This is a genomic window from Ornithinibacillus scapharcae TW25 (genome assembly GCF_000190475.1).
Lineage (GTDB): Bacteria > Bacillota > Bacilli > Bacillales > Amphibacillaceae > Ornithinibacillus > Ornithinibacillus scapharcae.
The window spans coordinates 146,277-161,107 of the sequence record NZ_AEWH01000052.1 but is presented as its reverse complement, the minus strand read 5'-3'; the positions used below and the strand labels follow the sequence as shown (position 1 = coordinate 161,107).

Annotated in this window: 17 protein-coding genes and 1 pseudogene; 9 read left to right on the top strand and 9 right to left on the bottom strand. The window is 37.3% G+C overall.

Annotated elements, in window-relative coordinates:
- Positions 1-165: 165 nt before the first annotated feature.
- Positions 166-816 carry a glycoside hydrolase domain-containing protein gene (locus G5W_RS0114780; RefSeq protein WP_010097860.1) on the bottom strand — a complete coding sequence of 217 codons (651 nt, stop codon included), beginning with the start codon at positions 814-816 and terminating at the stop codon, positions 166-168.
- Between the two features lie 179 nt (positions 817-995).
- On the opposite strand from G5W_RS0114780, the gene G5W_RS23990 reads away from it, so the two are divergent.
- On the top strand, positions 996-1,142 hold the full coding sequence (locus tag G5W_RS23990) for a hypothetical protein (protein ID WP_010097859.1): 147 nt from the start codon (positions 996-998) through the stop codon (positions 1,140-1,142).
- A 29-nt stretch (positions 1,143-1,171) separates the two neighbouring features.
- On the opposite strand, the gene G5W_RS0114770 is transcribed toward G5W_RS23990, so the two are convergent.
- From G5W_RS0114770 to G5W_RS0114760, 3 genes are read right to left on the bottom strand one after another with little or no spacing between them, the layout of a single operon-like run.
- A complete protein-coding gene (locus tag G5W_RS0114770) occupies positions 1,172-1,912 on the bottom strand; it encodes a P-II family nitrogen regulator (protein ID WP_010097858.1) in 741 nt (246 codons plus the stop codon).
- Positions 1,866-2,636, bottom strand: a complete 771-nt coding sequence (locus G5W_RS0114765) for a DUF1538 domain-containing protein (RefSeq protein ID WP_010097856.1) — start codon at positions 2,634-2,636, stop codon at positions 1,866-1,868. The genes G5W_RS0114770 and G5W_RS0114765 overlap by 47 nt, the downstream gene beginning before the upstream one ends.
- Positions 2,633-3,325, bottom strand: a complete 693-nt coding sequence (locus G5W_RS0114760; RefSeq protein ID WP_010097854.1) for a DUF1538 domain-containing protein — start codon at positions 3,323-3,325, stop codon at positions 2,633-2,635. The genes G5W_RS0114765 and G5W_RS0114760 overlap by 4 nt, the downstream gene beginning before the upstream one ends.
- A 258-nt stretch (positions 3,326-3,583) precedes the next feature.
- Between G5W_RS0114760 and G5W_RS0114755 the strand changes: the two genes are divergently transcribed.
- Positions 3,584-4,348, top strand: a complete 765-nt coding sequence (locus G5W_RS0114755; protein ID WP_010097852.1) for a hypothetical protein — start codon at positions 3,584-3,586, stop codon at positions 4,346-4,348.
- A gap of 108 nt (positions 4,349-4,456) precedes the next feature.
- Here the strand turns inward: G5W_RS0114755 and G5W_RS0114750 are convergent, their stop codons facing one another.
- A complete protein-coding gene (locus G5W_RS0114750) occupies positions 4,457-5,518 on the bottom strand; it encodes an NAD(P)/FAD-dependent oxidoreductase (protein WP_010097850.1) in 1,062 nt (353 codons plus the stop codon).
- Positions 5,519-5,758: 240 nt separating this feature from the next.
- On the opposite strand from G5W_RS0114750, the gene G5W_RS0114745 reads away from it, so the two are divergent.
- Complete coding sequence (locus tag G5W_RS0114745) at positions 5,759-6,532, top strand: hypothetical protein (RefSeq protein WP_010097848.1); 774 nt, start codon at positions 5,759-5,761, stop codon at positions 6,530-6,532.
- A 44-nt stretch (positions 6,533-6,576) separates the two neighbouring features.
- On the opposite strand, the gene G5W_RS0114740 is transcribed toward G5W_RS0114745, so the two are convergent.
- Positions 6,577-7,257 (bottom strand): SIMPL domain-containing protein, encoded by a 681-nt coding sequence (locus tag G5W_RS0114740; RefSeq protein WP_010097846.1) that lies wholly within the window; start codon positions 7,255-7,257, stop codon positions 6,577-6,579.
- A 107-nt stretch (positions 7,258-7,364) separates the two neighbouring features.
- The gene (gene htpX / locus G5W_RS0114735) at positions 7,365-8,237 is read right to left on the bottom strand and encodes a protease HtpX (RefSeq protein WP_010097844.1); all 873 of its coding nucleotides are present in this window, start codon (positions 8,235-8,237) and stop codon (positions 7,365-7,367) included.
- A 142-nt stretch (positions 8,238-8,379) separates the two neighbouring features.
- On the opposite strand from htpX, the gene G5W_RS0114730 reads away from it, so the two are divergent.
- The 5 genes and pseudogenes from G5W_RS0114730 (at position 8,380) to G5W_RS0114710 (ending at position 12,438) form a co-directional block, all read left to right on the top strand.
- Complete coding sequence (locus G5W_RS0114730) at positions 8,380-8,859, top strand: PaaI family thioesterase (RefSeq protein WP_010097841.1); 480 nt, start codon at positions 8,380-8,382, stop codon at positions 8,857-8,859.
- 19 nt (positions 8,860-8,878) lie between these two features.
- On the top strand, positions 8,879-9,169 hold the full coding sequence (locus G5W_RS0114725; protein WP_029191149.1) for a DUF3219 family protein: 291 nt from the start codon (positions 8,879-8,881) through the stop codon (positions 9,167-9,169).
- 112 nt (positions 9,170-9,281) lie between these two features.
- A pseudogene (locus G5W_RS0114720) lies at positions 9,282-9,695 on the top strand (acetyl-CoA hydrolase/transferase C-terminal domain-containing protein); the annotation flags it as partial.
- Between the two features lie 214 nt (positions 9,696-9,909).
- Positions 9,910-10,383: a hypothetical protein gene (locus G5W_RS0114715; protein ID WP_010097835.1), complete on the top strand. Its 474-nt coding sequence runs from the start codon at positions 9,910-9,912 to the stop codon at positions 10,381-10,383.
- 123 nt (positions 10,384-10,506) lie between these two features.
- Positions 10,507-12,438, top strand: coding sequence for an ATP-dependent DNA helicase (locus tag G5W_RS0114710; RefSeq protein WP_010097832.1), 1,932 nt, complete (start codon positions 10,507-10,509; stop codon positions 12,436-12,438).
- A 73-nt stretch (positions 12,439-12,511) separates the two neighbouring features.
- Here the strand turns inward: G5W_RS0114710 and G5W_RS0114705 are convergent, their stop codons facing one another.
- Complete coding sequence (locus G5W_RS0114705; RefSeq protein ID WP_010097830.1) at positions 12,512-13,129, bottom strand: NUDIX hydrolase; 618 nt, start codon at positions 13,127-13,129, stop codon at positions 12,512-12,514.
- A gap of 200 nt (positions 13,130-13,329) precedes the next feature.
- Here G5W_RS0114705 and G5W_RS0114700 point away from each other — a divergent pair, with 200 nt between their 5' ends.
- Entirely contained in the window at positions 13,330-13,842 is a 513-nt protein-coding gene (locus G5W_RS0114700) for a DUF3231 family protein (protein WP_010097828.1), read from the top strand.
- Positions 13,843-13,953: 111 nt separating this feature from the next.
- On the opposite strand, the gene G5W_RS0114695 is transcribed toward G5W_RS0114700, so the two are convergent.
- Positions 13,954-14,691 (bottom strand): hypothetical protein, encoded by a 738-nt coding sequence (locus G5W_RS0114695; RefSeq protein ID WP_010097826.1) that lies wholly within the window; start codon positions 14,689-14,691, stop codon positions 13,954-13,956.
- Between the last annotated feature and the right edge of the window lie 140 nt (positions 14,692-14,831).

Sequence of the window (14,831 nt, the reverse complement as noted above, 5' to 3'; positions counted from 1 at the left end):
ATAAAATCATAGAACCCTACCGAGAGAGAGCTTGTCACGGTGGAGAATAGCAAAAAATCGCAAAACCCCACCGAGAGAAAGCTTCTCACGGTAAGCAAAAACAGCAGCACCGTAAAACCCTATACAAAAATAGAGGCTAGTTTATTTCCTAGCCTCTTGCAATCATTACCATAGACTCTCATATAATCTTGGCTCAATTAGGTTTGTATCAATTGGACATTCTTCTGCATTTTCTCCGTACTGCCAGCCCCATACATTTGCTAAGCATGGAGGTGCAATTGGTTCGTAGGCGGGAGCATCGTTTTTACTTGTTGTTCCAGGCGTGGGTTCCTGACTCCAAATAACAAGCTGGTTACTTACTTCTTGATTATTAGAGGCGGCTGTACAGTATGCTTCATTAAAGGTTGTCGTACTTGGGTCTGCGTAAATTCCTGGCTTATAGCCACTCGGATACATGGCATCTACCCAACCCCTAATCCATGCTTCGTCGATGGCATAATCCTTTTCGGTGTTAGCAAATAAAAACTTGCCCTTAGGAAATCCTAAGCGTTGGGCATGAAAAATAGCGTTAGAGGCGGTTACTCTACCGTTTCTATATCCAGTTGCACGATTAAAATCGTTGTAAATTGGTATTATCCTCACTCCGTTTTGTCTTAAAAAGTTTATCTCATTCTCTGTTAAACCATCTGCAACATTTTCCACCGTGGATAAGTAACGTCCCCAATATAGTGGTTTTCCGAAGTTGTTTATCGCGCAGTTATACAGGTCCTCTGTCACACGGGCTGCCGAGTCCACTCCCCATAGTTCCTTTGGCATTTGCATTTCTCCCTTTACTAATTCATTCGTCTAATTATCTTATGAATCTGATTGAGGAGAGTTCATTACCTAGAAATTAAATCACCAATCCATTATCTAAGCATGCAGTCTAGGATAATTGTGTATAACTTACTACATTGTTCAAAAACTATACTGATAGTAAAAAGGAGGGAAGTAAAATGGTTAATAAGGAAAAAGAATTTAATAATATGTTTAAAGAAAATAAGAATCACGGTGAACATCGTAACGGGAGAAAGAGTCAGTATAAAAATAGCTCTGTACATGGCGGGGACGAGCCTGATGAGTACCTATCCAAAAAAGATTAAAAAAAGGCATTCGCTACTCTAGCGAATGCCTAGTTATTATCATTCATCTTTTGGCTGACCATATTGTTTAAAAGGTGGTTAATTCCAACTGTTTTTTCAACTTCAAGCACAAAAGCAATTCCTTTACCAGGTGTGTTTAGCTCGGCACCTTGATTAATAGCTTCTAGTACATCAGTTGTCTTATCTCTTGTAATTAAAGTTAATATGACTTCTTTTTCAGGTTCAATTAAGATGTTGAAGAGCTTTGCTTGTTCGTGGATTCCAGTACCTCTTCCGTTGATAATGGTTCCACCTTCCGCTCCAGCTTGTTTTGAAGCATCAACCACCTTCTCTGAGTCGCCTTTATTCACAATGGTAACGATTAAATCATAAAAAATTCGTTCCTCATTCATGGTGACTGAAGCCCCCTCCTCATGAACATCAAATTCGGTATCTATATTTATTCCTAGCATATGACAAATTCCCGTCACGTTCTTGGTGTTCACAACAAATGCTATACCTTGCTTTTGTTGGTTTAATTTTCCTGTGGAGATAATAGAATCAAGTACCTGTGGATAGATATCATCTGTAACGAGTGTTAAGATAACTTCCCGTTCACGCTCGACAGGTATTCCCATAAATCGCATTTTTTCATCCGCTCGAAAACCGTTCCCAAGGAGAGTAGTTCCGCCTTGTGCACCAGCTTTTCTGGAAGCTTGAACGACCTTTTTTGCTTTTTCCTTTTTAACGATCGTGATGATGAGCTTTTGATTCTGCTTGGTTTGCGGCATCTTGTTTCTTCTCCTTCCTACTGAATAGGACTCCAAGTGTTAGAACACTTAATATTGGGGCAAGAGCAACTAGGGCAACCATTCCGAATCCATCAAGCAGTGGATCCCTGCCTTCTGTAACGGATGCCACTCCTACAAACAATGCAAGTAAGAAGGTTGCTGTCATCGGTCCAGTTGCTACTCCACCGGAATCAAATGCAATTGAAGTGAATGTTTTAGATGAAAACCGAACCATGATTAGTGCTATTATATAACCTGGCACGATAAAATACCATAGGGAAATACCAAGAAAAATCCGGATAAATGCTGCAACAATAGCAAAACCAACACCGATAGATAGTGTGTATAAAAGAATCTTCCCAGGAATATATCCACCAGATACTTTTTCAACTTGGTTAATTAACACACTAACAGCTGGTTCAGCATATATGACAAAGAACCCTATTATAAAGCCTATAGGTAAAAGAATCCATTTGTTCGATAGCGTTCCTAGTTTCTGACCCATTAATTCGCCAACTGGTAGAAATCCAATATGTACCCCCTGTAAGAACAACGATAATCCAAGGAAGGCGAGAATAAATCCAACACCAATATCCAATAATCGTTTTATTGGTAATCTTAAAAAGAAAAGCTGAAAGAATAAAAATAAGAGGGCTAGGGGAGCTAATGCACTGAATACTTCTAACATGACATGTCCAAAGCCGTGAAAAACATTTAGGTTCATCCGTAAATCACCCCTAACGTTAGAACGGATATGATTGGACCAATAGAGGCAAGTGCAACTAACCCAAACCCATCACTAGTCGAAGTCTTTCCGCGAATTACAGTAGCTACCCCTACACCTAAAGCCAATATGAAAGGAACTGTCAATGGTCCTGTAGTTACCCCACCTGAATCAAATGATATTGGTACAAAATTAGGTGGTGTGAATGCAGCTAGAGTGAATACAATAGCATAGCCAACTATTAATAAGTAAACGATATTTACATTCAGGATAATCCGTAGCATTGCTAGTGCTACAAAGATACCTACTCCAAGTGCAACAGACATAATTAATATATTCTGAGGAATTTCCCCGCCAGAAACTGTATCTACTTGAGTCCCTAATACTCTTACATCCGGCTCAGCAATCGTAACGACAATCCCTAATATAAATCCAAATAACACAATCAACCATACCTTTTTGGTTTTTGAAAGTGCAGATCCAATTAGTTCTCCAACAGGCTGTAACCCTACACTAACACCTAATAAAAATAAGATGAGTCCTACTCCTACCATTACAGCCCCAATAAGAAATTGGAAAAACACCTCCATTGGAAGCCAAATTAAGGTGAACTGAAGCAAGGTAATAATGATTGTAATTGGGACAATTGATAATACAACTTCTTTAATTGTTTCTTTAATATTATCCATATATGACCACCCTTCAAATAAAACATAGAAAGAAAAAATAAGGGATAAAAATAGACGTTTAGATGTAATAAATAATGGGGAAAGGCTCGGAATTGTAAATTTATTTCAAATAAATTATAACATTAATTTTAAAAAGTCTGATAATAATTGAGCGCTAGATTTGCGAATTTCTTATTAATAACTGTAAATGATGTCCCGAGTTTTCCATGAAAGCATAAGATATAGTAGCGTAACTTTTGGAATGAGGGAGAGGGAATCATGGGTTTATACATCAATACTAATTCACATCCAACATTATTTAAAAATAGTCATCCCATGCAAGAGCCAAACCAAGAATATTTTAAATCGGATTATTGGAAAGAAATGCTTCAGGAACAATCAAAGGTTAATGAATCCTTTCAGACAGCATTAAAAAAGATGAAAGCGAACATGCAAGAACAACGATTACATGAAGAGAAAAGATGGCAAGAAATTGTTTTGGATGTAGTAGAGTTAAAGGATAATAGTAACAGGCATTATCAATTTGAAAAGCAAACGAGGGAGTGGATCACGATATTAGAGAATAATAGTCAAGAGCTTCACCGAATCGTTACAGAGAATAGCTCCATCAATCAGGAAATTTTAGATGAAATACATCGTATTCATCAATCGAATGGAGAGATTATGGAGCAATTGATGAAATATGAAAAGGTAAATCGCGAACTCTCAGGAAAGATGAGTGATTTAGCTAATAAACAGGATATAATGGTTGAAAAGGTAGCAACACAAAGCGATAATCATGATAATGTTATCCAGCACTTAGAAAACCATGAGGCATTAATGGAAAAATCTAATCGTCAATTGGATAATCTTCGTTCCATTCTGTTTGAGAGAACAAGTTTTATAGCAGACAAGATTGAAGAGAGCTATAAGCTTACATCTTCTTATATTTATAAATTTTTAACTGGATCAGAAAAACCAGTAGCATGGATGATGTTAAGTCAAAAAAGAGAGCCCTCTAAAAATGATAAAGATATAGAATAAGTGGTATCGTAAAGTTGCTCTTTGATTTTTATATTAAATAAGTGGCTTCTTGTGGAAAATATATCCCCCATGAGAAGCCACTATTTTCATTTGTGATTTAAATAATAGTTAATGGCGTTTGTTTAACCACAATACACCAGATTTCACTAATCTAGGCACAATACCAGTTAGTGGCTGATTCATCATATTGCCGAAACCATCGTTTTTGCCGAGGGATCCAAGTGTTCCTTTTAGGCGAATTTCCTTTGGTTTCTTCGGTTCTTTGTTACGTAAAATACAATGAAGTATTGCTGCAGTTTGTTCCCCTTGAATTCCCGCCAGTTGTGCACTTGGAGAATGTATAGAAGATGCACAATCCCCAATGACATATACATTCGGCTGTTCCGGTACTTGGAAGAATTCATTAACGATTATTTTCTCTTGACGATCCTTTTTAAAAGGCAATTCCCGAACTACCTTACTAGGTCGAACTCCAGCAGTCCATATGGTGACATCGTTTACAAAACATACACCATTATTACATACGCCGTCTTTTTCCACGTATTCTACATTTGCGTGGTGTAGAACCTCAACATCATTCTTATTAAACCACTCGGCCACATATCCTTGAATACGTGGATCGAATGCTCTTAAAACAGAACTACCTCGATCTAATAACCGTATATTAAGGTCTTCTCTGCTCTCGCGAATCTCGGATGCTACTTCAATACCACTTAAGCCTGCTCCGACAATAGTAACCTTTCCATTAGCCTTTAGATTTCCAACGGCCATTCCGGTTTTTCGAGCTTTAGCAAAGGTCTGTACACTTTCCGTATACATATCTGCCCCTTCAATACCATGATAATTATCCTCGCAACCTAAAGCCACAACTAAGAAATCATACGGTACGTGATCACTTCGGTCATGGAATACGATTTGCTGATTTTCAGCATCAATTTTATCGATTTCTCCATAAATGTACTGAATATGCTCGTGCTTTGGAAAATCTACACGAACATCACGATCAGCAACTGTACCTGCTGCAATCGTATAAAATTCGGTCTTTAGCGATTGATATGGATTTCTATCAACTACTGTTAAGTTAACGTCTTCTGGCAGCCCCTTCTCAACTAAACCTAGAGCGACTTTAATACCGCCATACCCGCCACCAACGATTACTAAGTTTTTCATCTTTATTTTACCCCCATCCCCTGGAAGAAAACTAGATTGCTAGTATTTGGGATATATTATTTCGGAAACGCTTTCCATCTTTAAGAGTAACAAATAAATGATTGTTAGACTAGTAGAAAAATAAATGTTGTCTGATTTTTGGCGCAAAAATTGCAACTTTTAAACATGGATTTTCAGTTTTGGGAAATAGTAACAATTGAAGTCATAAAGAAGACTAACATAGAAAGGATGAAAAGGTTGATGAAGCAAAGATTTATGGTGATCATCGTAGCGGCTTTGCTAGCTATTTTTTGGCAAGCCTCTCTCGTATTTGGTGAATCGGAGGGAGAGCAAGAAAAAGGAAATGTCTGGTTAGATTTAATTAAGAAGTCCGAAGAAAACGATGAAAATAAAGATGATTCAAAAGAAGGAATACATAAGCACGAATCATGGATTAAGTATAGTGCTAAGGAATTGGGAATAGAAACAGAAGGAAAAGAATTAGCGGAAATTGCTAAAGAAGTAAAACAAGCAAAATTACTGAAAAAGGCAGTGGAATTGGGAATAGATGTAGAAGGTAAGGATTTGAAAGAAGTTGCAAAAGAAATCCATCATCAAAAGGTTGTAAAGGAAGCGGACGAATTAGGGATTGATACAGAAGGGAAGAATCCTGATGAATTAGCACAGGAAGTAATGGTTGCCAAGCTTGCAAAAAAAGCGGAAGAACTTGGCATTGAAACCAAAGGGAAAGAAACCAAGCAACTTCTAAGGGAAGTTAAAATGGCTATCTTGGAAGAAGAAGCAGCATCTTATGGTGTAGAAACCAATGGGAAAAAGCCTCATGATATCGTCATGGAAATTCATGAAGCAAAAATATACGAATCAGCGGAAAAGTTAGGTATCGATACAGAAGATAAGAATCCAAATGATATTCTTAATGAGATTTTTACGAATTATGCAGAGGAAGCTAAACAGCTAAAAGTATTTCCTTTTGAAGATAATAAGGATAAATTCTATTTAGAGCATCTGCATTAACATCACGATTAGGGTAAACCCAGGGAAGACCACCTTCCCTGGGTTTATTTCTGATAATGAAAATCTGCTTCTACTCTTGCTACAATCTCTAATTGTCCGGCTTCAATTGGAGTGGAAGAGATATTTTCAGATGAAACCCCGAGTACAAATGGGCGTGGTTGATCTGGTGGGATAGTGGATATTTCCTTTACACTTGTGGGTATGGTGTGGATAGAGACACCTAATGTATCGGCTACTGCCGCCGCCTTTTCCTGGGCGTTTATTATCGCTAAGGTAAGTGCCTCATTGTAGTGTTGTTGTGGATTAGCTAGAGATAATTGGACGTTTCGAACCGTATTAGCACCATTATCCACAGCTATATCCACAATTTCCCCAACCTTTTCAATATTAGAAATACGTATTGTAAGTAGATGAGTAACACGGTATCCTCTAAATGTCTGAACACCATCTTGAAAATCATAGTTTAAATCAATATGGAAATCAGTGGTTTGGAAAGATTCTTGAGGGATACCACTATTACGTATTGCCTGGATAACATTATTTATTGTCTGCGAGTTGGTAGCCAGTGCTTCCTGTAAATTTTCATTTTCTGTTATCACTCCTAAAGTGACGACTGCCTCATTAGGCTCCGCGAGTATAGTTGCTTCACCAAAAACTTTTAATTTATTTTGTGATTGTCTCTGTGAATAGGTAAACCGTTGGGAAGGGATGGGTTGGAAGTACATTATTTCACCTCGTTTCCGTTATATATGGTAAATATATGTATGTATTGGCCTAAAAGTGTGTAACTAAAAAAGGAATGTTCCTTGTATAAGGGAACATTCCAAAATTATTATGCTAAACGTTTAATACGTTCGTCTAAATCCGGATGTGTAGAGAAGATAGATGACTTCCGTCTGTTATTAATTTTTAAGGTTGCAATGGATGTGTCCTCGCCACCTTTAATGCGATTTGTATATGCTTTTAGACTTTCAAGTGCATGACGCATTTTATCTTTACCTGCAAGGTCAGCACCGCCACGGTCTGCATGGTATTCACGATGGCGTGAATATGCGTAAACTACTAAGCTTCCCAAAATGGAGAAGATAATTTGGAAAACAAACACCGCTATAAAATGAACAATTGGTGCTAGCTCTTCTTTAACGAAACGTGAAACGGCATAAGCTACGATACGAGATAGGAATACAACGAAAGTATTCACGATTCCCTGTAGAAGTGTCATGGTTACCATATCACCATTTGCAATATGTGCAACTTCGTGTGCAATAACTCCTTCAACAGCATCATCATCCATTTCTTCCAGTAAACCAGTTGAAACCGCCACTAAAGAACGCTTTTTAGAAGGTCCAGTTGCAAATGCATTAACTTCAGGGGAATGATAGATTCCCACTTCTGGCATATGCATTAATCCAGCAGCTCGTGATAATCGATGAACCTTTTCTACAACAGCTCTTTCAAGGTCGTTCATAGGACCGTTCGTGTCTATCACCTGAACTCCCATCATTCTTTTCGCCATCCAGCGAGACATAGCTAGTGAAATGAATGAACCTGTAAAACCGATGATAGCACTAAAAATTAGTAGTGCAACCAAATCAATTCCATCACTAGTAATATAGTTTCCTACACCAAATACATAGAAAATAACACTAATTGTAAGTAATACTAGGGCGTTAGATAGTAAAAAGTAAAAAATTCGCTTTCCCATACGCTCACCTTTCATTGTTTAAATTTTTAAAATTGTTGCGACATCTAATAACGTATATTATATAGATAAAAGGCTATATTGTCATCTGGAATATATATATGGTGAAGTTGTACAAGATATTCTTAGGAGGAGAGGACGAATTATGAAAGATAACGTGTTTCATGCAATCCAAGATGAGTATGCAGATGATTATTCCTATTGTTATGGCTGTGGTAGATTAAATCATGAAGGTCTTCACTTAAGGACAGGTTGGGATGGGGAGTTTACTGTAACCCACTATACACCAAGAACTGAACACACAGCAGTCCCTGGATTTGTGTATGGCGGTCTGATCGCATCATTAGTAGATTGTCATGGTACAGGATCTGCAGCACTTGCATTACATCGAAAAAATGGACATGAACCAGGGGATGGGGTGGAACCACCACGATTTGTAACAGCGTCACTAAAACTGGACTATTTAAAACCAACTCCACTTGGTGTAGATTTAAGAGCGATAGGGAGCGTAGAGGAAATCCACCCGAAGAAGTTTCGAGTACTGGTTGAAGTCTATGCTGAGGAGTTATGCTGTGTAAAGGGTGAGGTTGTAGCGGTTGTTATGCCGGATACATTTAAAAACTAATACGAATTTAGGTGAGATTATGGATTCAATAGTCTGGATTAATGACTTAGCTTTAAAGGTAGAGAAAATCGACTACAAGGTAGTAGAGAAACATGGAAGAGGGTTACAACAATTGGAGTTAGTGTTTAAAGTAAATCATGAAATATACCATGATGTAACAACAGAATTATATAAGAATAACTTTCAAGTGAAAGTACCTCATATGGAATTGGAAATAGAAGCTGAAATAGAGAACTATTATACCTCTATTACTAATTTATATGAGAAAAATTCTATCGGTGAATTTACACTTGTCTTACTAGAGAAGTAAAATCAGCATGGCTTTGGGTGCGACTTAGAGCCATATCTATATATTTCTCATGATAAAATATACTTGATAGTCTTGTATAGCATCGGGGGGGGATTATCGAATGGAGATATTAGATATAATTGGAGAGATTTTTTCAGACGAAATATCCATTGCCGTTGGTGGTTCTGGTGACTTTGCGCGTAATACTAGACTTGCGATTTTTGTAACGAAGTCCGTTGCTAAAGGTGGAAACATCTCTAGTATAGTTCCTTTTGTATCGCATGTAGACCATTCGGAGCATGATGTGGATGTAGTGGTCACGGAACAAGGATATGCAGATTTAAGTGGTCTTGCACCAAGAGAAAGAGTCCCATTAATTATTGAAAACTGTGCACATCCAATGTACAGAGCTCAACTATGGGAATACTATGAGGAAGCGTTAGAACGGGGTGGGCAGACTCCGCATATACTAGAAAAAGCTTTCTCATGGCACGAGAACTATGCAAAAGCCGGGACAATGCTTAAAAAAGAAAATGTATTACAATAATCTTTCTAGAAATATAGGATATCATTCTTTCGCGTAATAAGGTTAGTTGTAATCTTGGGGCAACTGGATTATAACACTGAAGGGCTTCATGAGATTAGGGGTTTGTTTATAATAGATTGTATAACCGATTTTCTTCAAATGAGGAGAATCGGTTATTTTATTGAAACCGATTCCTGTTAATTTCGTATAAACTATATATAAGGAGAGGGATTAAATGGGATTTAGTTTTGATGAAACATATAATTGGAATAAAAAAGCTAATAACGCATTCATATCTGCAATTGTAGCGGTATTTTCTTTGTTTATGGCAATGGTTAGCTTGCAGGATTTTATTTTAGAGATTATTGTCATCGGATTTATACCAGTATTAGTTGGCGTATTACAAGGTGTGTACTATATGAATCGTTCCAACTATGATTATGTAACTCTTCTACCAGATGCCCTTATCATTAATCAGGGGCCATTTACCCCCCGCAAATATGTGAACTATCAAGATATCGAATATTGTATGGAAGTACATGATAATGACAAGAGACTAATTACCATTAAAACAATGGATAATAAGGAGATTGAATTTCATGGTGAATGGTTATCGGAGGATAATCTTGCACGCTTAAAGAAGGAATTAGTAAAACGAACTCAAAATGAAAAATTATTCCGAACTCGTGAAAAAATAAGCATATTGTAAGAACCAACTCCTGAAGGTTGGTTTTTTTACTGGATAGATAATATAAACTTTATCATTATATATATTGTAACAGCCGTGGTAGAATAAACATCATGATATGGAACAGGAAAAAGAGGGAAATGAATGACAAAAATGAATGTATTGCCATTTGAAGTAGCTAAAACAGAGAACTTCTTTGATAAGCTTGGAGATTATGTAGGAGATGTTTTCTATGATATTCTACCAGAATTAGGCTTCGAAACTCGTGATGAACAAATTTACATGGCTTTCCAACTTGAAAATGCATTTAAGCATAAACGTACCATTTTTGCTGAGGCAGGAGTAGGTACAGGGAAAACTCTTGCTTATTTAATTTATGCTATCTGTTATGCACGCTATATCGGGAAACCAGCTATTATCTCTTGTGCAGACGAGACGTTAATTGAACAGCTAGTAAAAAAAGGTGGAGACATCGAGAAGTTAGAAAAAGCTCTAGGAATTGAAGTAGATGTCAGATTAGCGAAAGCAAGAGAAAATTATGTTTGTGCAAGAAAAATAGAAAGCCTTATTAGTGAAACAGCTGATGAAGCCATTGAACGTGTTTATGATGAGATTCCTGAGTTTGTTTTTGACACAAGCTCAGCTAAGAAAACCTTTGAACGGTATGGAGATCGTAAAGAATATCCATGGGTGTCTGATGAAACGTGGGAACAGATTGCATGGGATCCTTTACAACAATGTGCAACTTGTCAGCTAAGACATCGAAGTGGACAGACCTTGAACCGTGAATATTACCGTCACGCGAAGGATTTAATCATTTGTTCACATGATTTTTATATGGAGCATGTTTGGACGAAGGAATCACGAAAAAGGGAAGGGCAAATCCCACTACTTCCAGAGGCAAGTGCAGTTATTTTTGATGAGGGACATTTGTTAGAGTTCTCCGCACAAAAGGGACTCACCTATCGTTTTCACTCAGAGACACTTCGTCAAGTGTTAACTGGATATATGGGACAAGATGTAAGGGAAGAATCACTATATTTGATTGAGGACATTTTAACCTTACACGAGGATTGGTTTGATCATCTAAGTGAGAATGCAATAGAGATTTCGGGGTCAAATCGAAAGGAAGTAGAATTCACAACTGGGATGTCCGAACTTGTAGGAACACTTCATGACAAGGTTGAAAAATTATTAGATCAACTCGTATTTGACGCGGAAATGTTTACGATTGATGGTTACCATCTTAAAATAATTGAGGAATATTTGGAGTTCTATCACTATGGTCTCTCGATATTGAAAAAAGAAGATGAAGGTATCGTTTGGATTGAGGAAAACAGAGATACAACAACTTTGGTGTTAATGCCAAGACTTGTAGAGGATGTATTGAAAAAAGAAGTATTTTCTAAAAAAATCCCTTATGTATTTTCTTCTGCAACACTTTCTCAAGGTGGGGATTTTAGTTATCTTGCTAAAAGTCTTGGAATCGATCATTATGATTCCTTTTCGGTCGAGTCTCCTTTTAATTATGAGGAACAAATGAAGCTGTTTGGACATGTAGAACAGGAAAAATCGGAGAAGTGGCAATCAATTATGGACCAAATTCAAGCAAACCAAGGTAGTACGCTTGTGTTATTTTCCAACCAAGAAGAGATGGACGCTTATCGAGAGTGGATGAAGGATAAACAACTAGGTTTTGAGCTTTATTATGAGGGGGATATGGAAATTAGTGAATTGGTCACTAACTTCCAGAATAATGCTGATTCTGTCCTATGTGCATATCACTTGTGGGAAGGGCTGGATATCCCTGGAGAAGCTTTGACACAGGTCATCATTAGCTCCCTACCATTCCCACCAAAGGATCCAGTGTTTAAGTCAAAACGACTTCATGCAAAAAATCCAGAGATAGAGGTAGATGCACCTTATATGCTATTAAGACTTCGTCAAGGAATTGGCAGATTGGTTCGAACTAGTGAGGATCATGGTATAGTTCGCATTTGGATGACAGAAGGACAACATTTACAGTATCGTAAAGAAATGGAAAGTGTCTTGCCAGTAAACATAATGATAGAATAAAATGATTAGTAAGTCGTAGCCAAGTATCATGGCTACGGCTCATTTGTATGGATAGATACAAAACTGAATTTAGTTATACCTCTAGTAAATTCAGAAAATGTGTTAGAATCTTCGCAGTTAATCCCCAAATTACTCTATTCTCATATCGATAGAAAAGTTCATTAACATGGCGGATTTGCCAATTATAATCTTCACCACCAACTATTAAGTCAAATGGAAAATTTTCTTCTGGTATTACCTTAAAGTGAACTTTGTAGGACTCAGGCTCTATATTTTTAAAATGGTCAAGTGGTACCGTGAATATCTCACCCACTTCCATAGAATTTGGCTTGATTTGATCTATATTTTCTATTTTTCCTACGAAAGGATATATAATTCGCCCCATGTCTGAAACGATATAGTCAATTGGTGTGACATCTAGAATGTCCTTTTTGGAAATACCGAGTTCTTCTGTCGTTTCACGGATAGCGCAGTGATTTGGTGATAAATCACTTGGATCAATTCTTCCACCGGGAAAACAGATGTCACCAGGTTGGCTACGCAAGTTCATGGAGCGAACTTCAAACAGAATATGTGTTTCTTCATTCACTTCTACTAGTGGAATAAGAACCGCAGATCTTTTAAAGTTTTCAATCCCCATAATCCCAGGATTCATGGCTTGTAAGGTGGTAATAATCTGGTTTATTTTCACGCTTTCCTCTCCCTCCAGTTAGTGTTCTATTGTTTATTATACATAGTATCTGAGATGGAAGACCAATATTTAATGGAATTGTGCGGAAGGTTTCAATCAATAATTGCAATTTATGGTTTTAAATTACAGGAAATAGACAAGCTAAGGATGTGCAATAACGGAAGGGTGGCACAAATGTGAATAAAATGAGGAGGATTATGATGGGTATTTTAAGTGGTAATCCACAAGATGAGCCAATGCATTACGGTGAAGTATTTGGAGCATGGTCCGCAGTTACGACAGGAAAAGCAGCAATTGCTGCCTACCAAACATTAATGAATCATGCAGGTGACGAAGATTTACGCAAACTAATTCAAGAGGCGATTGCCTTAGGAAAACAAGAAGTTGCGGATATTGAGAATGTATTAAAACAGAATGGGGTTGGGTTACCTCCAACGCCACCAGAAAGACCAGCTGCCGATTTAGAAGCAATTCCGCCTGGGGCCCGTTTTATGGATAATGAGATTGCCGGTAAAATGTCCGCAGATTGTGCAGCGGGATTAGTAGCAGCGAGTACAATGATGGGACAGTGTATTCGAGAGGATATTGCAACATTATTCGGTACTATCCATACACAGAAGGCAGCTTTTGGGACAAAGCTTTTACGATTAAACAAGGAAAAGGGCTGGCTAGTACCGCCTCCACTTCACTTATCCAATGTGAAAGAAGAGTAGTGTGTCATTCATAGCAAATATGATGCTATGTATAGAATTAATTCAATTAAAAAAGCAACGCTGATTATATCGGCGTTGCTTTTTTAAATTTTTGTTCTCGTAAAGACAAATTTATTTAGTAGTACCAATAAAGTTCTCTGGCTCGATTGGTGATAGAAACTCTGGTAATACTTTTTCGCGCTTGTCGAGCATAATTTGTTCTGGTTTAATACCCTGCTTACGCAATAATTTAATGTTTTGAACTAGGAATGCATCACTGCCAACAATATAGAAAAGCCCATCCTTGTCTGTGGCAAGTTCCTTTACTGCCTCATAGTAGTCATCGCGGTTATCGACGAACATTGATGTGAAATTCTTCTCGGGAGCAGATTTAAAAATAGGAGTAAATAAGAATTCTCCTGTTGAATCAATGTTTAGTGAATGGATTTGATTTACATTATCAGCACGCTGGAAATAATCGAGAACGAGCGGTCTGAATGTTGCCAAGCCAACACCTGATGATAGCAGGTAAATATTTTTGTTATCTCTTCTAAGCGGTATATTTGAATGAGTTTTAAAAATTGCTACTTCATCGCCGACATGAAGATTACTTAAAATCGTCTTAAACTCAGAGCATTGCTTTCTAATTCTTGTTGTAATGCCAATAGAATCTTCGTGCGGTAAAGTGGAGATTGACATATGACGAATCAAACTACGGTTTGGTTTATCTCCGGAATTGAAACCTTTTAATGCTAAATGAATGTGGGAACCTTCTTCCCAAGTATAGTCTTCAGGACAATCGAGTAGGTACGTTTTAACATCAGACGTTTCTTCAATGATCTTATTTATTTTAGTCCAGTATATTTGCATTATCTAATCTCCTCAGTCAAGTATATCAATCCTTACTATCTACTATACAACAAGTGATAACGATTCTCAATTAAATGATTCAAGAATATAAGTTTTTGAACAAGAATTTTAGATGGATCTAATTTGTCTACTTCATCAAT